General features: G+C 59.6%; 20 protein-coding genes. 14 read left to right on the plus strand and 6 right to left on the minus strand.

What is annotated here, in order from left to right:
• Positions 1 to 922: sigma-54 interaction domain-containing protein (locus tag AC1DVM_RS17395; protein ID WP_477256373.1), on the plus strand; the 922-nt coding region annotated here is incomplete at its 5' end.
• An 86-nt stretch (positions 923 to 1,008) separates the two neighbouring features.
• On the plus strand, positions 1,009 to 2,733 hold the full coding sequence (locus AC1DVM_RS17400; RefSeq protein ID WP_477256375.1) for an FAD-dependent oxidoreductase: 1,725 nt from the start codon (positions 1,009 to 1,011) through the stop codon (positions 2,731 to 2,733).
• 26 nt (positions 2,734 to 2,759) lie between these two features.
• Here the strand turns inward: AC1DVM_RS17400 and AC1DVM_RS17405 are convergent, their stop codons facing one another.
• Both AC1DVM_RS17405 and AC1DVM_RS17410 read right to left on the minus strand, forming a co-directional pair.
• Positions 2,760 to 3,989 (minus strand): CaiB/BaiF CoA transferase family protein, encoded by a 1,230-nt coding sequence (locus AC1DVM_RS17405; protein ID WP_477256377.1) that lies wholly within the window; start codon positions 3,987 to 3,989, stop codon positions 2,760 to 2,762.
• 548 nt (positions 3,990 to 4,537) lie between these two features.
• Positions 4,538 to 5,476, minus strand: a complete 939-nt coding sequence (locus AC1DVM_RS17410; RefSeq protein ID WP_477256379.1) for a Bug family tripartite tricarboxylate transporter substrate binding protein — start codon at positions 5,474 to 5,476, stop codon at positions 4,538 to 4,540.
• A 262-nt stretch (positions 5,477 to 5,738) separates the two neighbouring features.
• Between AC1DVM_RS17410 and AC1DVM_RS17415 the strand changes: the two genes are divergently transcribed.
• Entirely contained in the window at positions 5,739 to 6,578 is an 840-nt protein-coding gene (locus AC1DVM_RS17415) for an amidohydrolase family protein (protein ID WP_477256381.1), read from the plus strand.
• A 293-nt stretch (positions 6,579 to 6,871) separates the two neighbouring features.
• A complete protein-coding gene (locus AC1DVM_RS17420; RefSeq protein WP_477256383.1) occupies positions 6,872 to 7,837 on the plus strand; it encodes a tripartite tricarboxylate transporter substrate binding protein in 966 nt (321 codons plus the stop codon).
• 201 nt (positions 7,838 to 8,038) lie between these two features.
• Here AC1DVM_RS17420 and AC1DVM_RS17425 read toward each other — a convergent pair whose 3' ends face one another.
• Both AC1DVM_RS17425 and AC1DVM_RS17430 read right to left on the minus strand, forming a co-directional pair.
• Entirely contained in the window at positions 8,039 to 8,668 is a 630-nt protein-coding gene (locus AC1DVM_RS17425) for a hypothetical protein (protein WP_477256385.1), read from the minus strand.
• Positions 8,669 to 8,709: 41 nt separating this feature from the next.
• Positions 8,710 to 9,816 (minus strand): NADH:flavin oxidoreductase/NADH oxidase, encoded by a 1,107-nt coding sequence (locus AC1DVM_RS17430; RefSeq protein ID WP_477256387.1) that lies wholly within the window; start codon positions 9,814 to 9,816, stop codon positions 8,710 to 8,712.
• Positions 9,817 to 10,107: 291 nt separating this feature from the next.
• Here AC1DVM_RS17430 and AC1DVM_RS17435 point away from each other — a divergent pair, with 291 nt between their 5' ends.
• From AC1DVM_RS17435 to AC1DVM_RS17455, 5 genes are all read left to right on the plus strand, one after another.
• Positions 10,108 to 10,437: a hypothetical protein gene (locus AC1DVM_RS17435; protein ID WP_477256389.1), complete on the plus strand. Its 330-nt coding sequence runs from the start codon at positions 10,108 to 10,110 to the stop codon at positions 10,435 to 10,437.
• Positions 10,438 to 10,462: 25 nt separating this feature from the next.
• Positions 10,463 to 11,695: a CaiB/BaiF CoA transferase family protein gene (locus AC1DVM_RS17440; RefSeq protein WP_477256391.1), complete on the plus strand. Its 1,233-nt coding sequence runs from the start codon at positions 10,463 to 10,465 to the stop codon at positions 11,693 to 11,695.
• A gap of 2 nt (positions 11,696 to 11,697) precedes the next feature.
• On the plus strand, positions 11,698 to 12,933 hold the full coding sequence (locus tag AC1DVM_RS17445) for a CaiB/BaiF CoA transferase family protein (protein WP_477256393.1): 1,236 nt from the start codon (positions 11,698 to 11,700) through the stop codon (positions 12,931 to 12,933).
• A 422-nt stretch (positions 12,934 to 13,355) separates the two neighbouring features.
• Positions 13,356 to 14,744: an RNA polymerase factor sigma-54 gene (rpoN, locus tag AC1DVM_RS17450; protein ID WP_477256395.1), complete on the plus strand. Its 1,389-nt coding sequence runs from the start codon at positions 13,356 to 13,358 to the stop codon at positions 14,742 to 14,744.
• A gap of 60 nt (positions 14,745 to 14,804) precedes the next feature.
• A complete protein-coding gene (locus AC1DVM_RS17455; RefSeq protein ID WP_477256397.1) occupies positions 14,805 to 15,752 on the plus strand; it encodes a DMT family transporter in 948 nt (315 codons plus the stop codon).
• Positions 15,753 to 15,793: 41 nt separating this feature from the next.
• On the opposite strand, the gene AC1DVM_RS17460 is transcribed toward AC1DVM_RS17455, so the two are convergent.
• Positions 15,794 to 15,967: a hypothetical protein gene (locus AC1DVM_RS17460; protein ID WP_477256410.1), complete on the minus strand. Its 174-nt coding sequence runs from the start codon at positions 15,965 to 15,967 to the stop codon at positions 15,794 to 15,796.
• Positions 15,968 to 16,252: 285 nt separating this feature from the next.
• Here AC1DVM_RS17460 and AC1DVM_RS17465 point away from each other — a divergent pair, with 285 nt between their 5' ends.
• The 5 genes from AC1DVM_RS17465 to AC1DVM_RS17485 all read left to right on the plus strand — a co-directional run bounded on the left by AC1DVM_RS17465 (position 16,253) and on the right by AC1DVM_RS17485 (position 20,013).
• The gene (locus AC1DVM_RS17465; protein ID WP_477256399.1) at positions 16,253 to 17,551 is read left to right on the plus strand and encodes a tyrosine-type recombinase/integrase; all 1,299 of its coding nucleotides are present in this window, start codon (positions 16,253 to 16,255) and stop codon (positions 17,549 to 17,551) included.
• Positions 17,548 to 18,198, plus strand: a complete 651-nt coding sequence (locus AC1DVM_RS17470; RefSeq protein ID WP_477256401.1) for a hypothetical protein — start codon at positions 17,548 to 17,550, stop codon at positions 18,196 to 18,198. The genes AC1DVM_RS17465 and AC1DVM_RS17470 overlap by 4 nt, the downstream gene beginning before the upstream one ends.
• A gap of 39 nt (positions 18,199 to 18,237) precedes the next feature.
• Positions 18,238 to 18,471: a helix-turn-helix transcriptional regulator gene (locus AC1DVM_RS17475; RefSeq protein WP_477256403.1), complete on the plus strand. Its 234-nt coding sequence runs from the start codon at positions 18,238 to 18,240 to the stop codon at positions 18,469 to 18,471.
• Positions 18,472 to 18,722: 251 nt separating this feature from the next.
• Positions 18,723 to 18,962, plus strand: coding sequence for a hypothetical protein (locus AC1DVM_RS17480; protein WP_477256405.1), 240 nt, complete (start codon positions 18,723 to 18,725; stop codon positions 18,960 to 18,962).
• A 628-nt stretch (positions 18,963 to 19,590) separates the two neighbouring features.
• Positions 19,591 to 20,013 (plus strand): helix-turn-helix domain-containing protein, encoded by a 423-nt coding sequence (locus AC1DVM_RS17485; RefSeq protein WP_477256406.1) that lies wholly within the window; start codon positions 19,591 to 19,593, stop codon positions 20,011 to 20,013.
• Between the two features lie 510 nt (positions 20,014 to 20,523).
• Here AC1DVM_RS17485 and AC1DVM_RS17490 read toward each other — a convergent pair.
• Entirely contained in the window at positions 20,524 to 20,919 is a 396-nt protein-coding gene (locus AC1DVM_RS17490) for a hypothetical protein (protein ID WP_477256408.1), read from the minus strand.
• Between the last annotated feature and the right edge of the window lie 329 nt (positions 20,920 to 21,248).

A 21,248-nucleotide genomic window follows, 5' to 3' on the forward strand; every position in this document is an offset into this window, starting at 1 on the left:
CGATGAGATCGTGAAGATTGCTCCTCTCGATCTTCCCGTCATGATTCGCGGCGAGAGCGGCACCGGCAAGGAACTCGTCGCCCACTCGCTCCACCGTTTGAGCGGCCGCCGCGATGCCAAGCTCGTTATGGTGAACGCCGGGGCCCTGCCGACGAATCTCGTGGAATCGGAACTCTTCGGGTACGAGGCTGGCGCCTTTACCGGCGCGGACCGCAAAGGCCGGCGCGGAAAGTTCGAGCAGGCTGCGGGAGGGAGCATCTTCCTCGACGAGATCGGCGACATGCCGGTCGATGTACAGGTCAAGATCCTGCGCGTGTTGCAGGAGCGCACAGTCGAACGCATCGGCGGCGACCACCCGGTCGAGGTGGATTTCCGGCTCATCACGGCGACCAACAAGGATCTCCAGCAGTTGGTCGCCGAGCAGAAATTCCGCCTCGATCTCTATTACCGCGTATCGGCCATCTCGATCGAGGTGCCGCCCCTGCGCCGCAGGCTGGACGATATCCCTCTCCTCGTTTCCCATTTCCTGAACGATTTCGCGCAGCGCCATGCGGCTCCCATTCCCGAGGTCGACGACGATGCGTTATCGTATCTCATGGATCAGTCTTGGCCGGGCAACATCCGGCAATTGCGACATGAGATCGAGCGGGCGCTCGTCTTCGCGGAGAACGGACGCATCATCGCCGACACCTTCGCCAAGCATGGCGACTTTCCGCGCGCAGCGCCGGTGCCGGTTGTTTCGGCATCCTCATCAAATTCCGTCAATCCCACGTCTTCCCTCAAGGAGRCAGTCGAACAGGTCGAGATGAAACTTGTCCGTTCAGCTCTCGACCGCTATAACGGCAACAAGAAGCGCGTGGCTCAGGAGCTCGGGATTTCCCGCTCCTATCTCTATAAAATTCTTGGAGAGACGGAGGCGTAGCCGTCGCTGGCACGGCATGTGCATAGCTCTGCCTGAAAACATGTCCGACGGGTCTGTCGGATACAAAAGGCAGGGTGGACTTCGAGTTGGCTGATCTGGATCAACATTACGATCTTGTCGTCATCRGCGGCGGCTTTGCAGGGCTTACGGCAGCCGTACGCGCAAGCGAGCTCGGTCTTCGCGCCGTCGTTCTCGAGCGGGGTGAGGACGAGGTCTATGCCTGCAACAGCCGCCAATCCGGCGGCATCATGCATCTCGCCTTTCACGATCCGAACCGGCCGCCCGAAGAGCTTGCCGTCGTCATCGACCGCGTGACCGAAGGAAATGCGGACGAGAAGCTCGCCCTAGCCCTCGCCCATTCCGGTCGGCGGGCGATCCAATGGCTGCAGCATCATGGCGCGCGTTTCATGCGGTTCAATCCGCAGGAAGGTTATCGCTGGTGCATGGCCCCGCCGCGCTCTCTGCGAGCGGGTGCGGATTGGAAGGGGCGCGGTCCCGATGTGACGATGCAGCTTCTGGAGGAACGTCTGAAACAGCTCGGAGGCTCGCTTCGCAGAGGGACCGAGGTCGTGTCGCTCAGGATGCAGGACGGCCGGTGTATCGGAGCGTTGTCCCGGGGGGCAAACGGCACTGCCGAATGGTCGGCCACATGCGTACTTATCGCGGATGGCGGCTTCCAGGCGGATCGCGAACTGTACCAGCGCTATATCGGTCCCCACTTCGACCGGGTTTTTCAGCGCGGCCCGCGGACCGGAACCGGGGCGGGACTGCGCATGGCGCTCGAAGCAGGCGCGGCGATCACGGGAACGGATCGTTTCTATGGGCATCTTCTCTGTCGCGACGCCATTCACAACGACAATGTGTGGCCCTATCCCGAAGTGGACGCGGTTGCGACCGCGGGCATCGTCGTCGACGAGCGAGGCATCCGCGTGGCCGACGAGGGCAAGAGCGGTGTGCATCTGACCAACGAACTCGCGGCTTATGACCGAGACGAACAGCTCTTCGCGATTTTCGATGCTGCAATCTGGGAACAGCCCGGCAAGTCCGCGCGGATACCCGCTAATCCTCTGCTTGAGGAGGCCGGTGGAACGGTGGTGCGGGCGGAAAGCATCGCGGCTCTGGCCGAGAAGCTCGGAATGCCCGCACCGGAGTTGGAGCGGACTATCACGGCCTATAACGCCGCCCTGGCGGCGGGCAAGCTCGGTGAGCTTCCGGTTGCCCGTTCCAGCGCGATCAAGCCCTGGCCCATCATGCAGGCCCCCTTCATGGCCATTCCGGTCTGTCCAGGCATTACCTACACCATGGGCGGCATCGTCATCGATGAGATGTCCCAGGTGCTGCGAGAGGACGGACAACCCATCCCCGGCCTCCTGGCAGCCGGAGCGACGACGGGCGGGCTCGAGGGTGGGCGCAACACCGCTTATCTCGGCGGCCTCCTAAAAGCGGGCGCATTCGGTCTCATCGCCGCGGAGCGCGCCGCCGAGATCGTCGTAGCGAACGGCCGCAGCCGGAATGTGCTCCAACAGCAACCTGTGCCGTCGGCAGCCCCTTTGCCGCCTGCAACGTCATCGGCGGGTGGCTTGTCAAGTTTTCCCGCGCTTAAGCTGATCGCGCGATACGGCGTTCCGACCTCGCTCTTCCTCGGCACAGCCGTAGCGATCCTGGTGGCGTGGCTCGGTTGGAGCCTTATGGCAGGCCTCGCCATTCCTGTCGCCGTCATTGCCGGAGCGCTGACGGCCCTGATCGGCGTGAGCTATACCGAGCTCATCCGGCTCATCACGGAATTCCTGATGCCCGCCTCCGGTCCGTGACGAAACGGAGGCGTCTGTCCGCTGCCTTATGAAATGACTCCCGCGGCTGCCAACGACCGCAGTTTATCCGCATCATAGCCGAGCATTTCGGATAGCACTTGCTGCGTATGCTCGCCGAGGCGCGGTGGCGCGGAGCGAGGAACGTTCGACATCCCGTCGAGGCAGATGCCGGTTCCGACCTGCGGCACCGAACCACTCTCGGATTCCATGCGATAGAATAGGCCTCGGCGCAGCAATTCGGGATCTGCAGCCACCTCGTCCACTTGATTGATCGGACCTGCCGGGATGCGCGCTTCACCGAGAATTGCGAGCCATTGGGAACGCGACTTCGTTCGGAGGATCTCCGTGATGCGGTCCACGATCTCGGCTCGATGGGCCCGCCGCTTGGCATTGGACGCGTATCTCGGATCTTCGGCGACGTCCGGATGTCCGACCGCCCCCCAGAAGCGCTTCCAGATGTTGTCGTTTCCAAGTCCAAGGGTGATCGGCCGATCGGCCGTCTCGAAGGCCTGATAGATGGCAATCACACTATCCTTACCGCCGGAACGCCGAGGCACCTCACCGGATCCGAGATAAGGCACGATCCGGCACGTCAGGAAGCGCGTCATCGAGTCGATGAGCGCGATGTCGATGACGCGGCCCTTGCCGGTCCGGTTCCGATTATAGAGCGCCGACACCACGGCGAAGGCAGCATCCTGCCCTGCCAGCATGTCGGCGGCCGGCGTGCCGACCTTCTGCGGCTCGCTGTCGGAATCGCCGGTCAGGTCCATGACGCCGGAATACCCCTCGGCGATCAGATCGTAGGAAGGCCAATTCGCGCGCTTGCCGTCGAGGCCGAAGCCGGTAATCGAGACGTAGATCAAATCCGGCTTGATTGTGGACAGGGATTGCGCATCGAGTCCCAGTTTTGCGGCCACACGTGGAGGCTGATTCAGAATCACGACATCGCAGTTCGACACGAGGTCCCGCAGAACCTCCTTCCCGGCGGGATCGGTGTGATTTAGGCACAAGCTCTTCTTGTTCCGGTTTACACTCAGGAACCAGAGCGACTCGTCGCGCAGGAACGGTGGGCCCCATGCGCGCGAATCGTCTCCTGCTCCAGGACGCTCGATCTTGAGAACGTTCGCGCCCATGTCTGAGAGCAGCATCGTTGCAAACGGGCCTGCAACAGATGTGGTCAGGTCCAGAACCTTGACGCCCTCCAGGAGATCGAAACCTTTTCCTGGCTTCACTTCCGGGAGAGTGTCAACGGGCAAGCCTTGTGGGGTCTCTTTTTGCGCAATGTTCATAACGGGCCTCGGTTATCCCAGTCAGAGCAGCAATGGCCGTGCCAGGAACCGAGATGAATCGCGAATCTTTGATGAAGGCGCGTATTGAATGGTGGATTGAACCATTATAGGCGCAATCCGACGAGGCGGACTGTCGCGCTAGGTTTCCGGCGGAGCTTCGCGCGGATCGGTCATGGTCGATTGCGATAAAAACCTGTCCTCCATTACAACAATTTCCGCACGCGGTGTCCGCTCAGAGGACATTCATGGCTCGGCCATGTCGCGAAATCTGCATGTCGACGGCCTCATCCTTACCATGATACGGCCCACCCGTGGCGATCCGACAATTGGGAAGTTCAACAGTATCAGGACGATCGAACCACGGCTCGCCGTTCCGGCTATCGGGTCGTGCGGAGATATAACCGGAGACCGAGCGCATTCGTGAAGAGTGAGATGGAAGTGTGGGTCGCCTTGCGAGCGGTGAGCGAAGCAATCGTGGTGCCTCATCGCGCGCGGCGACCCCATTCGCAAACGCGCTAGTTACTCCAAAGGTGCTTTACGACCTTAGCCTCCTCAAGCACGAAGGAGCGCATGCCATCGGCCGTGCTGGGATATGGCACGAGACCGATCCGCCCTAGGCCTTGTACGACGGCCGGATCCTGAGATACGGCCGCAATCGAACGCTCCCACGTCAAGACAATTTCGGGTGCAAGATTTGCCGGGCCGGAGAAGCCGATCCATTGGAGGACGATCAAATCAGGAAGGCCCGCTTCGGCAGTCGTGGGGACATCTGGTATCGCAGGGAAGCGTTGAGGACCCGCTACGGCGAGAACACGCAGCTTGCCGGCGGATACGAGAGGCGCAATCGTGCCCCAGAAACCGACACCGACCTTCACATGTCCACCCGCGGTCAGGGTGATCGCTTCCGCGCCCCCCTTCACTTGCACAGGGCGAGTTCGCGTGTGCTCAATTCCCGCGTTCTGAAACAAGCGTCGGAAGGTCATATCGGTCGTTCCTGGCCCGGATGTCCAAGAAAACGCCGCCGGGTCGCGGTTGGCTGCGTCCACTGCATCAGCGAGGGTCTTAAACGGCGAATCCGCCGATACCACCAGCATCAGAGGGGTCTGCGCGCCGAGCGCCAAAAATGTCCGGTCCTGCAATTTGAATGGGAGGCTCTTCACGATGGTCTCGATCATCGAGCTGGAACCTGGTCCGTCCATGAGAATCGTGTGGCCGTCAGCCGCGCTGCGGACGACCTCCTCGACACCGGGGACTGTGTTCCCGCCGGGACGATTAATGACCTTTACAGGAACGGACCATCGAGCCTGCAACGCCTCTGCCAGGATGCGCGCGCCCAGATCCGTCGATCCTCCGGCCGCGAACGGAACAATGATTTCGACGGGCTTGGAAGGATAGGTTTGCTGCGCCTGGGAGGCTTGGGGGATCGCCATGACGCCCAAAGCCGCCGCGATCAATTTCAAAGCTCTTGCTAGTTGTCTCATGGTGTCCTCCTTATGAGTTTTATTCTGGTGTCGATCGCTATCCCAGCGCTTCTTCTTAAGGACGACTGGGCGGCCTATGGCATGGTGGCGGGCTGTTTCCCCTCCAGCAAATCAGATGCCAAACTCGATAATGCGGTCTCAACACAACTCACTCTTCGGCACAGTTCTTGCGCCTGACTCTTTGAGTTTGATCCATCAAATCACTCCCGCCGCAACATCCCTTATGGAGCCAATCGTGCCAGTCATCGACTTTCGTGTCCGCCCGCCGTTCAAGTCTTTCTGCGACATGGTCATGTATTCAAGCCCGGATCGCCGAAACCGGTTCACGCGGCAGCTTGGCTTCGAGCCGTCCGCCGCGGCCCAGGAGCAATCCGTCGATCTCATGCTTCGCGAGATGGAAGAGGCCGGCGTCGATATGGGGGTTGTGGTCGGCCGGAATTCCGGCTCGCTGGGCTCGGTCGACAACGAGACGGTGCTCGAGTTCACGAATGCCCATCTCGGCAAGTTCATTCCTGTAGCTTCCATCGACGTGACCAACCGCAAGAATGCGATTGCTCAGATCGACAGCGCGGTCGCCGCCGGCTTCAAGGCGATCAACATCGAGCCGGGCGCTTACGTAACTCCATTGCATACGGATGACCGCCGGCTTTACCCGATCTATGCCCATTGCGAAGATCGCAACCTCCCGCTCATCATCATGACGGGCGGCAACGCGGGACCCGACATCAGCTACACGACGCCGGTGACTCTCGATCGTGTGCTGACAGATTTTCCTTCTCTCCGGATCGTTTCCTCCCACGGCAACTGGCCATGGGTCCATGAGATTCTGCATGTCGCCTTCCGCCGCCCGAATCTCTACCTCTCGCCGGATATGTACCTGGTCAACATGCCGGGCATGGAAGACTACGTCCGCGCGGCCAACGGCTTTCTCTCCGACCGTTTCATCTATGCGAGCTCATATCCCTTCTGCCCCATCAAGGAGTACAAGGAGTGGTTCTGCAAACTCGACATCAGCCCTGAGAACCGGGAGAAGATCATGTACCGGAACGCGGCGGAGCTCCTCGGCATCGCGTAGGCGCGGTGGACCTCGGCACCTATAGGAAGCGGCGAAGCATGCACCGCACCGAAGCTCCATATGTCTTTTCCGCGAACAGCCTGTGCGCATGACCGCGACACTCGTGTCACCAACCTGGAGCAAGAGGCCGTTTTGCGGCCTTCGCACCCCTGGCGCACGGCTTGCATGGTACGAACCGGACAACCGGGCTTTCGTAGCCTTCGCAGAAAAGGAGCCGAACACCGTTGTCGCACTTATCGCTGCAATGTGCGGCTGAAACAGGCCCGCTACAAAGACGCATTTGGGAGTGAAGTATGAAAAAAATTGATGGAGTCCTGCTTGGGACGATGCTCGGAATTGCCGCGATGGCATCCTCCGCGATCGCTCAAGACAAGTTTCCGACCCGCGCCATCGAGATCATCGTCCCGTTCGCGGCCGGCGGATCGACGGATTTGGGAATGCGGGTGATCGCACCGGCTCTTGAGGCGAAATGGGGCGTGCCCGTTCGCATCATCAATAAGCCGGGCGGCAACACCGTCCCAGCGGTCACCGAGGTTATGAACGCCAATCCGGATGGTTATACCGTTCTCGCCGATGGTCCTCCCCAGAGCTCGATGCTCGACACCGTCGTAAAGACGCTACCTTTCGATCCGATGGGACGAACGTTCATCGCAATGGCTGCCTATACGCCGATGAAGTTCGTCGTTCCGGCGGATTCACCGTTCAAGTCTCTTAAGGATGCCGCGGAAGCCGCTCGCAAAAACCCGACGAGCTTTACCTGGACGTCGCTCGGTGGAGCCGGCGCGCAGGACATGGCCAATCGCCAGTTCTTCAAAGCCATCGGCGTCAATGTGGCGCAAACCCGCCCGATCCAGCTGAAGGGCGGATCGGAAGCGATCACCATGACGGCTGGCGGCCATGTGATGATGGGCGTCGGATCCTATAGCTCCATCGCCGCTCCCTTGGCCGCGAACAAGCTTCGCGTCCTCGCCGTCGCTTCTCCCGAGAGATGGCCGACCCTGCCGGATACGCCCACTGCAAAGGAAGAAGGTTTCTCGACCATCGAAACCCTTTACTGGATCGGCCTGTCCGGTCCGCCCAAGCTTCCGGAATCCATCGCGCGGGCCTACGACCAGGCACTTCGCGAGGTCACGAGCGACCCGAAGGTCATCGAAGGTTTGCTAAAGGTCGGACTCCTGCCGCTTTATGCAAACAGCAAAGGCATGATTGAGCGGGTGCAGCGGGAGCGTACGGAAACGCAAGACCTCTGGTCGCGTTGATTGTTTCAGACTTTGGCGACATAAAAGGAGGCGGTTTGCGCCTCCTTTTTTGTCTCCGCGAGCCATCACCGCGTCTTCAACATGGTATTCCGGACATGAGAAGCCGGCGCATGCTCTCTTCGCCTGCGCCGGCCATTGGTTTCTCAGAGGCTGGAGACCCTTCGAGATCTGCTCAAAACAGCAAGAAGCGCCGTAGCCAGTTTAACCCTCTTTGCGCCAGTAACGCGTGTAGACATTGGCGATATCCACTGCACCGGATGGCAGCTTCATTCGGCCCCAGGCCAGATCCGAAAGGCCGCAGGGCGTCGAGAGTTCAATGACGGCATAGAAATGGTTGTTGCTTCCGGCCCTGGACTGGAACAAACGTGACTGCAGTACGTCCTTGCGCTCGCTCGTGAGCGCATCGACGGCGGCTTGCAACGCATCAGCATCGCTGTCCACAACATCGTGAAAACGCAGCACTGCCAACCTGAGCGGCGACCCGCTCGCTCCGGTTCCTTTAGGTCCGGGCAGCACCTGCTCCGCTTCGGTTCGCGTCCAGCCTCGGACTTTGGAGATGACTCTCTTGGACCAGGGGGAGAAATTGGCTCCAGCCACCGAGCGGTAGGCTTCGCTATTCAATACATCGAGGGAATCGACATCATACATGGCCATATAGCGCGGCCAGCCTTCCAGGCAGACATAGCGCTGCAGGCTGTTAAAGCCATTGATCGCGGCGCGTTCGGGAACGTGCTCCATGTCGTACCAGTCGTGAAATTCCTGCTCGTCCCCTTCGGGAGGATCCAGCATCACCATGAGAATGGCGGACGTTCGAGTATCGTCGTTGCTCATCTTTCCAGACTTCACTTTCTATTCGGGTAGGTTCAACGGAATCAGAAGATGTCCGAGCGTTCGTACTGAACAGGCCATTTCGGCGGCGCGCGCAGGCGCTTCGCTGCGAAGATCGGCCAATAAGGTTCGGCGAGAAGTGAGCGGCCGAGAATGATCAGATCGGCTTGCCCGTTGGCGAGAACCTGCTCGCAGAGATCCGGGCTGTGCAGCAGTCCGACCGCACCGGTCGGCAGGCCCGTCTTACGCAAAGCCTCGGAGAGGGGAATCTGATAGCCGGGATGGATGGCGATCTGCTGCCGCGGGTCGTTGCCGCCGGACGAGCAATCCACCAGATCCACGTGTCCGTCCTCTTTCATGATCCGCGCGAGTTCGATGCTCTGGTCGAGATCCCAACCGCCCTCGACCCAATCAGACGCGCTCAGGCGGACGAAGAGAGGAAGATCGTCCGGCCATTCGGACCGCACGGCCGCAATGGTCTCCCTGAGTAGCCGGATCCTGTTTTCGAAGCTCCCGCCGTACCGGTCCGTACGCTGATTGCTGAGGGGAGACAGGAACTGGTGGAGCAGGTAGCCGTGGGCAGCATGGATTTCGACGATCTTGAAGCCCGCCTTGCGCGCCCGCATCGTCGACGCGACCATCGCTTCCGTAACCTGCTCGATGTCCGCATCCGTCATGGCTTTCGGCGTGGGATATCCTTTCGCGAAGGGGATCGCACTGGGCGCTATCACTTCCCAAGCGCCCTCCTCCTCTGTCAGAGGCCTTGATCCCAGCCAAGGCTGCGTCGTCCCTGCCTTGCGCCCGGCATGCCCGAGCTGGATGCCGGGGACGGCGCCCTGACGCTCCACGAAACGGGCAATCCGCGCAAAGGCGTCGGACTGTTCATCGTTCCACAATCCGAGGCAGTGAGGCGTAATGCGGCCTCGCGGCTCAATATGCGTAGCCTCCGTAAAGACGATGCCCGTTCCGCCCACGGCACGGGAGCCGAGATGAACGAAGTGCCAGTCGTCGGGAAGACCGTCCGTCGCGCAATATTGGCACATCGGCGACAGCGCGATGCGGTTGCGCGCGGTCACGGACCGGAACGTGATCGGCCGCAACAGGCGAGGATTCCGATCGCGCTGCAGGATGCGTCTCTCATTCTCGCTCAATCGTCACTCTCCCAGGAATTGCGGATCGGTCTTCGACGAAAACCGTTTCGTTCGGACCTTCCGCCAAGATCACCGCAATCACTGTGCCATACGGAGGAGTGGGCTCGCCGGTATGCTCGCGACCGCGTCATGTTTGCCGAAGCGACAATGTGTCTGCGAGCGAGGCATCTGGACGAGAGCCGACACGAGCCGGAACAGAATGCCGGAGTGGCACGCCATTTGCCTTTCCCAATCTGTACAATCGCATTCGGCGGTTGGCGCGGCGCATAGCCGTTCGTTCAACGAAGAATAATGGTGATGTCCGTGTCGGCTTACCTGTATCTGGCCCTTCTCGAAGTTCCATCAGAGATCGAAGATGAGTTCAACGAACTTTATGACACCGGCTACGTTCCGAATCTCCTGAAGGTGCCTGGCGTCCGAAGTGGAGCACGCTACCGGCTCGAATGGTCGGACAATAAGGATATGCCGGAATATCTTGCTACATACGAAGTCGACTCTCCCGACGTTCCCCACTCGGCAGAATGGAAGTATGCATCGGTCAAGTGCGGCTGGGCCGAGAGAATTCGGCCTCACCTCAAAGTACGCCGGCACGGTATGTTCCGCCGTCTGCCCAACGCCTGAGCGTCCCTTTTCGATTGGCATATTCATGACGATATCCTCCCCACCAGGTGCTGCAGATCAATCCGCGCGCCGGCCTCTTTCGGGCTTGCGCGTGATCGACGCTGCCACTTTTCTTGCGGGTCCCTTCAGCGCGACGCTCCTCAGCGAGTTCGGCGCCGAAGTCATCAAAGTCGAACAGCCGGGCATTGGCGATCCCCTGCGACGCTTCGGCACGATGACCGATGCGGGCCACTCCCTGAACTGGGCAAACGAGTCCCGAAACAAGAAGCCGATCACCCTCGATCTACGGACACCTGAAGGTGCCGACATCCTCAAGCAGCTTGTCGCGGTCTCCGACATTCTCGTGGAGAATTACCGCCCGGGAACGTTCGAGAAATGGGGGCTGGGCTACGACGTTCTAAAGGAAATCAACCCTCGTCTCGTAATGCTGCGGCTCAGCGCTTTCGGACAGACGGGCCCCAACAAGGACCTGCCCGGCTTCGCACGGATTGCGCATGCCTTCAGCGGCCTCAGCCTGTGCTGCGGCGAGCCGGAACGCCCGCCGGTCACACCGGGCGCCAGCACGCTCGCCGACTACGCTTCCGGGGTATGGGGCGCCTTTGCCATCATGGTCGCGCTTGCCGCTCGGGCTGCATCCGGGCGTGGTCAATGCATTGATCTTGCGCTCTATCAGGCGACCTTCCGCTACATGGACGAGATGGTTCCAGCCTATGCCAGAACCGGCCAGATCCGCGAGCGCATGGGAGCGCAGACGCACAACCTCATCCCGCACGGCCATTTCAGGAGTTCCGACGACCGCTGGCTCGCTGTGACCTGCTCGAGCGACAAGATGTTCGAGCGACTGGCGACGATGATCGAAGACGAGATTCTCCGCGATCCGAACTTCGCGCGAGTTTCCGGTCGTCTTGCCGCGCGGGAGACGATCAACCGCGTCGTGATCGACTGGATCGGATCCAGAACCGCCCAGGACGTTCAGGCCGAGTGCGACCGCTTCGACGTGCCGTGCAGCCTGCTTTACAGCGTCGCCGATATTTTCGAGGACCCTCACTACGCCGCGCGCGGCGACCTTCTGGAAATGGACGACGCCGTCAATGGCCGCACCGTCGTGCCAGCTCCGTTCCCCAAGATGTCCGATGCGGAAGGCCTGGTCGAACATCTCGGCCTTCCGCTCGGCGCCTGCAACGATGACATCTTTGAAGGACTCCTCAAGCTTGAGCCTTCGCACATCGCTTCGCTGAAGCAGAGAGGAATTATCTGAACATGAACGTGAACGTCCGAACTGCCCATTCCCGGCAAACTGCAACCCTTCCTCTCGAAGGCGTCACCGTTCTCGATCTCAGTCGACATCTTCCCGGGCCCTGGTGCACACAATACCTGGCCGATCTCGGAGCGACCGTAATCAAGCTGGAGCATCTCGGCGTCGGCGATCCCAGCCGGTACAATCCCCCGCGCTATAAACGCGACAGCGTCTACTTTCACGCTGTCAATTCCGGGAAACGGTCGATGTGCATAGACCTCTCCCGGCCCGGTTCGGAGCCGGTCAAGCGTCGGCTGCTCGAGCGCACGGACATCGTGGTTGAATCCTTCCGTCCTGGAGGAGCGGCGAAGCTGGGCGTCGGCTACGAGCAGGCGAAAGCGCTCAATCCGAAGGTGATCTATTGCTCGATCTCCGGGTTTGGCCAGACGGGTCCCTACGCGCACGCGCCCGGACACGATTTGGCCATTCAAAGCCTCACTGGCCTGCTGGGCGGATCCTTCACGCCTGGACAAGCACCCTCCAATCCGCCGTTCCATGCCGCGGATTACGCCGGCGGCGCGACGGCGGTGATCGGCATTCTCTCCGCCTATCTGGGCATGCTGCGGTCAGGGGCGGGCAAGCTCGTGGACATTGCGATGTACGACTCCGTAATGTCGATGCTGGAGATCAGATTGTCGAGCGCCATGGGGCGGGCAGCAGGAATCGCGGACAATCGCGAGATTGAAGTCTGGGGAAGCAATCCGCGCTACCGCTGCTATGCGACGCGCGACGGAAAAGCGGTCACGGTCGGATTGTTGGAATCCTCCATCTGGTCTAAATTCTGCAAGGCCATCGGCCGTCCGGACCTGATCGTGAGCGAGGAGCGTCTCGAAGACCGTCTTACCTCCCATGGAGGCAATAGTGAACGCTTTCGCGAGGCCCTAGTGGAATATTGCGCGTCCAAGGACCGCGATGCAATCGTGGAGGAAATGCGCGCCCTCGGGATTCCGATTACGCCCGTTCTCGATCAGGACGAGGCGATCTCCTCGGACATCGCCGCGTCACGGGCCATTCTGACCCGGGTGCCGGATTCGACTGAAGGCGACGTGATGCATCTTGCCAATCCCCTCCAGCATTCAGGCCTCGTCGGTCACCGCACGAGCGGCCCCGCTCTCGGTGCCGACACCCGTGATGTCTTGTCTGATCTGTCCTTTACGACCGAGGAGATCCGTATGCTGCAGGACGAAGGCGTGATCTGACGCATCCGGCAGGGTTTGAACCGCTCCGCGACATAGCCGGCTGGTCCGTGCGCCGGGGCTCGGACAGCGCATGGTCATCCGTCCCGGTGCTTCCCGCAAAATTCCGGGCATGTTTTCCGTTGAAAAACTTTTCTTTCGTGTCCTCCGCGCAGACAGGGATGGACATATTGTCTGCCGTTAGTCTGGAGAACCTCGGTGTCGCGCCGCAGGCATTCGATTTTCCCCAATGAAAACAAGATCGATGCGGCTCGGCACGGTTATTGCTTTACCGGCAATAGGGAAGAAACAAGCAGGGGGATCGCAATGCCGAAAACGGCCGGTTCGCAGCACGACCATTTTCTTGAATTCGCCAAGCTATTCTTAAACGGTGTTTACCGAGCGCCAGAGTGTACCGTTGGCGGGGCGCTCCGGAGGACGGCGCCATGAGGTCGGCGCAGTATGTGGAACTGCGCCAGGGTCAGTCTCTGATCATGGCTCCGCAGGTTCTTCAGTCCATCAAGCTTCTGCAATATTCCTACACGGAGCTGGTCGCGTATCTGGAAGCCGAGCTCGACCGGAATCCGTTTCTTCAGCGAAGTGTCGCCAAGGCCCCTGAATCACCCCTCAGCCCGGCCATGCCGAGTTTCACTCAGCGGGACAGAACCGCGAGGAATGACAGTGCATCGCCCGGCATCGAGGCGGCTCTCGCGCATGTGGAAAGCCTCGCCGACCATCTCGAGGAACAGCTTGCACTAACGTCAGCGGATTCTCCGACAAGGGACACCGTGCTGCATCTAATTCACAGCCTGAACGACGCCGGATACCTAACGGACCGGATCGAGGACATCGCGGAGCGGTTGGGAGCAACGCAGAATCATATCCTGGACGCCCTCGAGCTGATCCAGGGGTTCGATCCGATCGGCGTGGGAGCACGGGATCTCGCGGAATGCCTTTCGCTTCAATTGCGAGACAAGAGACGCCTCGATCCTGCGATGAGTGCTCTTCTGACCCGGCTGGATCTCGTGGCAACGCAGGACATTCAAGCACTGTGCCGGCTATGCCAAGTGGATAGCGAAGATATCACGGAGATGCTCGCGGAGATCCGCCAACTCAATCCCAAACCGGGATTGTCATTCGGCAGCCCCCGGATCGATGTGCTCGTTCCCGATGTGCAGGTTCGCCCCACACCCGATGGTGAGTTCCTTGTGGAGCTCAATCCGGACACGCTGCCGAAGGTTCTGCTCGATCAGAGCTATTATGCCTATGTGGCACAGTCGGCCAAGTGCGAGAAAGACAAGGCTTTCCTGTCGAACTGTATTCAGAATGCTCATTGGCTCACGCGCAGCCTGGATCAGAGAGCCAACACCATCCTGAAGGTGGCCACGGAAATCGTCCGTCAGCAACAAGACTTCTTCAGCAAGGGAGTGGCGTTCCTGCGTCCGCTGATCCTCAAAAATGTGGCCGAAGCCATCGGCATGCATGAATCGACCGTGTCGCGCGTCGTCGGCAACAAGGCCATCGGCACGGCGCAGGGGATTTTTGCGATGAAGTATTTCTTCAACGCGGCTATCGGCGAAGCGGGACATTCCTCGGAGGCCGTGCGCCACCGGATCAAGCGGCTTGTCGAGGAGGAAGACCCGCACGATGTCCTGTCGGACGACGCGATCATGCGCAAGCTGAAGAGCGAAGGCATCGATGTCGCCCGTCGAACGGTTGCCAAATATCGACAGGCCCTGCGCATCACCTCGTCCGCCGATCGCCGAAAGAAATCAGCCTCCGGATGGCGAAGCTCTCAATCCCTCAAGAGAATGGACGCGGGTGCCACAGCGTAAATATTTCCACCCGAGGATGCCGGGCCGTATACCGCGAGCGGCATTGCCAGGCATGCTCGGGTGCGTCGAAGCACGAAAGGCGCAGGTCTGCCTACGAGATGTGCGTTCGTACACATGATATCCGGGCAGGGCATTGAATCACGTGACGATGTGAAGCGCGCCGTTCTGTTCGTAATGCTCTCGGCACTAGTACTGCCGATCGTCAATGCCTGCGCGAAATATCTGCAGGACTACTCGGTCATCCAGATCACTTGGGCGCGATATGCCGGCCACTTTATTCTGATGCTCGCCATATTCGCGCCGAGAAGCGGGCTCGGCCTCCTCCGCTCCACACGGCTGCCGATGCAACTGACCCGGTCCAGTCTGCATTGCATCGCGGCCATGATGGTCTTTTACGCCATCGCCTATGTGTCGCTGCCGACCGCCACGGTGATCAGCTTTTCGGCACCCCTCATTGTAACCGCGCTCGCTCCCTTCGTCCTCGGTGAAAAAGTCACCCTCAGCCGCTCGCTTGCGGTCGGCGCAGGCTTTGTCGGCGCCTGCGTCGTCGCTGGTTCCGGAGTTGGTGGCACGGCATGGGCCATTGGAGTGCTGTTCCTCAACGCGACGATCATTGCCGTTGTTCAACTCATGTCGCGAAAGCTGGCTCAGCACGACGGAGCAGCCACATCGAACACTTACATGGTTCTCGTCGGGTTTTTGATGATGAGCGTGTTGTTGCCTCTCGAATGGCGAATGCCCGCAAGCACGTTCGATGCCCTCGCCTTCGTCGGCATCGGAGTTTCAGGCGGAGTGGGTCACTATCTTCTTATCCGGGGATTCGAGCTTGCACCCGCGGCATTCGTCTCGCCGTTCACCTACGGACAGATCGTGGGTGCGACTTTGATCAGCTACGTCGTCTTCGGACAATTGCCCGATGCCTGGACATGGGTCGGAACGGCCATCATCGTCGCAAGTGGGCTATTCATCTTTTACAATGAACGTTCCTCAAAGCCAAAAAGCGCCTGATTCAAGCGTTGAATGTCGGCTGCCGCGCATGTTCCACGCTGTCATTCCCGCGCAGGCGGGAAGCCATAAACACTGACGGTGGCCGATATCCACGTCGAACCGTGATCGGCGAAGGCGGAGGCGATGACCTTCTGGCCGCGGTCGTGCCCGTCCTGACCCATCTTGGCGACGAGGATACGCGGGCGGCGTCCGTCGTCATGCTCGAACTGTTCCACCAAGTGACGTAGTTTCTCGAACGGGAAGGACCTTCCGCCTAAATCGTTGAAATAATGATCTGAGCGAGAGGATTTGAACCTCCGACCCCTAGTCCCTCAGACGCCCCAAATGGCGTTTCACACGATTTCAGACTAGTTCATAACTCCTCGTACCCTATTGATTCAACCGGTCTTTTGCGCTCAAGTGCTTTCATGAGATTTCAGACACATTCACTTTTCTGAACCCTCATTGAACCCACAAATGCTCGAAAAGACTAATGCTTCGAGTGACTAGAGGTCGTGGACATGCCCGTCGTTTTGATGACCAGCGCCTTCACCAAGGCACTCGATTTTCCCGCTACGGGCTCAATCGAATTCTGGGACAGTAAGACGACTGGCCTCTGCCTCAGAGCCTTCGCCACGGGAAAAGCAACATGGTCGTTTCGGTACCGACCTAGGACGGGCAAATCCTACGAGCGAGTCACCCTCGGCACGCTCGCCGATCTGACTTTGGCCGACGCCCGGGAGCGCGCCGCCCGGTTACGCGTCGAGGTGACAGACGGAGGCGACCCGCAGCTCACAAGGCGCCAGAAGAAGCGTGCAGCGCTCAACGTCTTCACGTTTGATCGCCTGGCTGAGCAGTATCTGACCGAGTACGCCAAGCCCAATAAGTCGTCCTGGCGTATGGACGAGCTGTATCTGAAGCGCCCTCGAGGGGAATTCGGCGACAAGCCGGCCGCGGAGGTCACCCGACGCGAGATCATCGCCCTGTTGGACCGGATCAAGGAAACCGCGCCTGTCAGCGCGAACCGGATCCAAACCGTCCTAGGAGGCGTGTTCAACTGGGCCGTCGAGGGCGAACTCATCCCCGCCAATCCGATCGCTCGCATGAAAAAGCGAGCCAAGGAGACGCCTAAGGACCGGACCTTGAACGATGCCGAGATCAAGGTCTTGTGGAAGGCCCTCGAGACACCCCAAGGGGTCACCGAGGACGTTGCCGATGCCCTTCGCTTCTTGTTGCTGACAGGGCAGCGACCCGGCGAGGTCGCCGGGGTGGCCCGGAACGAGCTCTTGGTCCTCGATAGATCAAAGGACGCACGTTGGGAGATCCCGGCCGCGCGCATGAAGGCCCGCCGCCCTCATGTGGTCCCCCTCGCCCCGATGGCCCGGGAAATCCTCACCACCGCGATTAAGCGTCGTGAGACAGACGGAGATAGCGACAGCGTGTTCGCCTCGCGATTTGTAAGCCGTGACACCCTCGCTCGCCACACACTCTCACAAGGCCTTCGCAGATTGGTCGAGCGCCTCGAGAAGGATGGTCCGGAGAAAGAGGCGGTCAAATCGCTTCAGGATGACCCTCCCACTCCTCACGACTTTCGCCGCACGGTTGGGACCGGATTGTCGCTTTTGGGCATCCCCAGAGAGGACCGAAAGGCCGTTCTCGGCCACGTCGAGGGGGACGTTCACGGTGTGCACTACGACAGGTACGAGCGCCTCCGGGAAAAGCGGATCGCGCTCGAGGCTTGGGAGCGCCATCTTGGGCGGGTAGTCGGTCGCACATCAGAAACAGGGCAGGTTTTGCCAATTCGGAGGACTATCAAGTGACGGCCACTTCAACGAAGCGATCTTCGAAGATCGCAGAACAGAGGCCGAATGTGGAGAACAACCCGCATGCGTTACCGGCGTGGTTGGAGCCAATCCGGGAAGCTGGCCAAGTCTATCGGTCCCAATTGGATGGAAGAATTGCCTCATATAGCTTTACCAAAGGACGCCGCAAGCGCCTCGAGCGAATGAAAGTCTTGGCGACCGAGTTGCGTGCGTTGCTTAAGGAAGACGACTTCGCGATTGTTGGAACTTTCTCTGAAGGTATGGCGAACTTACTGGATGAGAGCGACGGTTCGAGCGTTCTCAAGGACGTTGTCGACAGCATTTCGAAGGAACTATCGGAAAATCCCATAGTTCGCGGACGCCCCCCGAAAGAGGATCGGCGTCATTTTTGGACAATTTGCGCACTTTGTTATGAGAAGGGAACGGGACGACCCGCAGCAACTTCAAAGGACCCGATAACAGATCGAATCTTCGGCCGCTTTGTTGATTTCATTCAACAGGCACACCTGATTCTTGCCCCAAAGGACGAACAGCCGACCCCAGCAATGATCGACGAGTTTGTTGATTGGTTCAAAGCTAACCGATCGGGGGATAAAATACGAATTGAGGAAGCATTTTTGGCCCTTAGGCACAACGGTCGGTAATGAATACTCATTGTGTCGCTCAACGAATGGAGACGACACATGCAAGACAAATTGCTTTTCCCTTCAGAGGTGCAGGAGATGACGCACCTCTCACAGCCAACAATCTATCGGCTTAGGCGCAAGAACAAKTTCCCCTCCCCCATCGTACTTGGCGAACGTCGGATCGCATACAAGGCATCTGAGATCCGGGAATGGCTCGATCAGCGTGAGAGGGTGGTTTCTAGTCCGCTTCCCCTCAAAGCAAAGTCCTCCCCGTCCGACGAAACGGCATAGGAGAGGGCAATGCAAACACTCCTCAAAGAGGCCGCTCCGGGAAAACCCGACGAATACCTCTCCACCGCCGCACTCGCCACGGTTCGGCCTTTCAGCGTCTCATGGCTTACCAAGCAGCGCGTCCATGGTAGCGACGGACCCCCGTTTGTCTCTATAGGTCGCCGGGTAGTCTACAGGTTGGCCGACGTTGACGCCTGGCTCACGGAGCGCACCCGCACCTCAAACCTCCCGCACCGCACGGAAGGTGCCCCATGAGCGTAAGCGTCGTGGAACTTCACCGCTCGCCGCTCGACGATGGTGCCTCTCTCTCTGTGTCTATGGTCGTCGCTGATCCGTTGCGACTCGACATTCGGATCCTTGAAGGCGGCGTGCCGACAGCAAACGGCATCACACTCGACGCCTCAGCGCTCCACGTTCTAGCGGAGGCGATCGTGGAGGCGGCGGCCCGCGTTGACAAAGCGGGAGCCGCAATGGCCGGGAGCGAACTTTAATGTCTGAGTTCCCGCGTGGGCCCGTCTCAGAAAAGGCCACTACTCTACTGAAGACTCGGCAGAGCACGTGTGATGACCTGCCGCTATTCGCAGCTGCAAAGGCGGCCCCCTCACCTGGTGGTACCCATCGCAAAGTTGAAAAGCCCCGACAGCCATCGCGCCGGAACGCTCGGCCAAGCGAAACGGAAATCGTCAGCAAGGTTCGCGCGTTGATGCCGGAAATTACCGGTGCCGACCTCGCGGAGGCAAAATTTGTTCTGGAGATGTGTGAGCGTCATCGCACGCTCCCGATCGGCTGCGTGAGGGTGGCAAAGGCGCTAATCCGCCGTACCGAGAGGCGACAGTCCAACCCATCTCCCGGACCGTGCAACAAGACCGCTGACATCGTCTTTCTCAAATTGTCACACAACCGCTTGCTAGTCTTGCAGGTAGTCGCGAAGGCAAGGTCCACAAGCGTGGAAAAACGGGGTGCGGTCCTTAATGCCGAGGCAAGGAGGCTGATGCGAATCGCCCGCGCCCGCGGCGAGCCCGCGTCGATCGCAGTTCCCGACGTTGCGTCATTTCTCCGCAAGGTTGAGCGCACAATCGCTGCCCTGCCGTCAGATCTTGGCCATGGCGGAGGGGCGGCATGACACGCGGTGCGTTCCAAGTCCTCGAATCGCAGCCTCCGGATGAAGTTGTGGGGAGCGACGTTGTAGCGGGCGTATCGGATGGTGCGGCCTCCTCTGGCCGCTCAAAGCCGCAGCAGGAAACAGCGCAATCTTTCGCAGCTCGTAAGAGCCGGTGGCTCATCCAGATAGCTCAAAATCGAAACCTATCAGCTTTGGCGGTGCGATTGGGAATCGTCCTTGCGGAACATATGAATAGGAGGATTGGCTATGCTTTCCCATCGGTCGAACGCCTGGCAACTCTCCTCAATTCGGACAGCAAGAACGTTCGCCGAGCGACGGCAGTCTTGGAGGAAGCCGGACATCTGACGGTCACTAGGAAAAGCCGTCCCGGCCGAAGCGCTGTGAACCATTATAGCTTCCGATACGTCGATCGCGCCTAGGAAACCCTCAAGAACTCCAGATGTTCGGTGATTTTCACGCAGCGCGTTAAAATTCGGACGACCGAGGGAGGCCAGGTTCAGCCCCTCAATCTTCCGCACCAAGATCATCGCGTCAAATCGCCAGGAGCTTGAAAGCTTCGGAGGCCTTTTCACCCGGGAAGTGAAAAGTGGTGGGCGCCAGGTACGGCATTCCTTCCAGCCTCACGGCTCTCGTCGACACCAGCCATGGCGCATGATCCGCCGGACGATCAAGTCAGATCTGACAGGGCCTTCACCACTTTGGAGGCGTTCACACCGCGAACACCCTCGCTTCTCGAAAGCTTGGGGGGTTATCGGCGGCGCCGATCAACTCAGGAACCAAAGGTGGCCGGCCAGGCACTTCCTTTTACCTCAACGAGGAACAATCGCTCGTCGTCTGTATGCTGTCCGCACCGACCGCGCAAATCCCGCGGACGATCACCGAGAATGAGGCGGAGTTGCTGTCGTTTGGAATTATCGCGTCTAGCGCGATTATTGCTTCTCGCGAAAAAACTCCCGCCAAATTGGGCGGCCCGGCCCGAGCTTGAGGAGTTTCGGAGGTTTGCACGCGGCGAATGCAAACTCAGTGCGCGGGTCGACGAGGGCGGTGGAGGATTCTTCCTTCATGCGCCGGAGCGTCATGTGGCTCTCGATAATCTGCTTACGGACGGCGGCGGCGTTCGGAGCGTTTGAGAGGGTGGAGATTACGAGGGCTTGGCCTTCATTGAGCCAGTATTCGTTCGTAGGGCGCCCTCTCCCACCAGAATGAATTTGCGCCACCGTGGCGGAAATTCCGTAGCTCTCGATCCCCGCCATCCGCTCAAATCTGATTGCGCCGAACCGCGCCGAATTGAAAAGTTTCGGACCAATTTCTTCGGCGAAGAACATGGTCGCCCTCGGTTCCGGAGCACTCGCGAAGTTACGGCTTTCCATCTCAACGAGGAATAGGCGCTCCTGATCTGCATGTTCTCCCGCACGACCGCGCCAAACAAGTGCGTGCAGATATTTCCCGCAAACGCCGAACGGTTACGCCTTCCGTCATTGTCGAATCGAGCCAACCGCGCCGATCGAGCAATGGTTGGATAGCCGAGCGAACTTAGTTCGCGCCTTGCGCATTCTCCGTAAAAAAAGAGGGGCATAGGCGCCCCCCTTTCTGAGCCAAAAAGGGGGGCCTACACTACCCCCTTTCTCGCATTTCGCAACGTTACAAAGAAAGG

This window comes from Microvirga sp. P4_A5 (assembly GCF_056402495.1).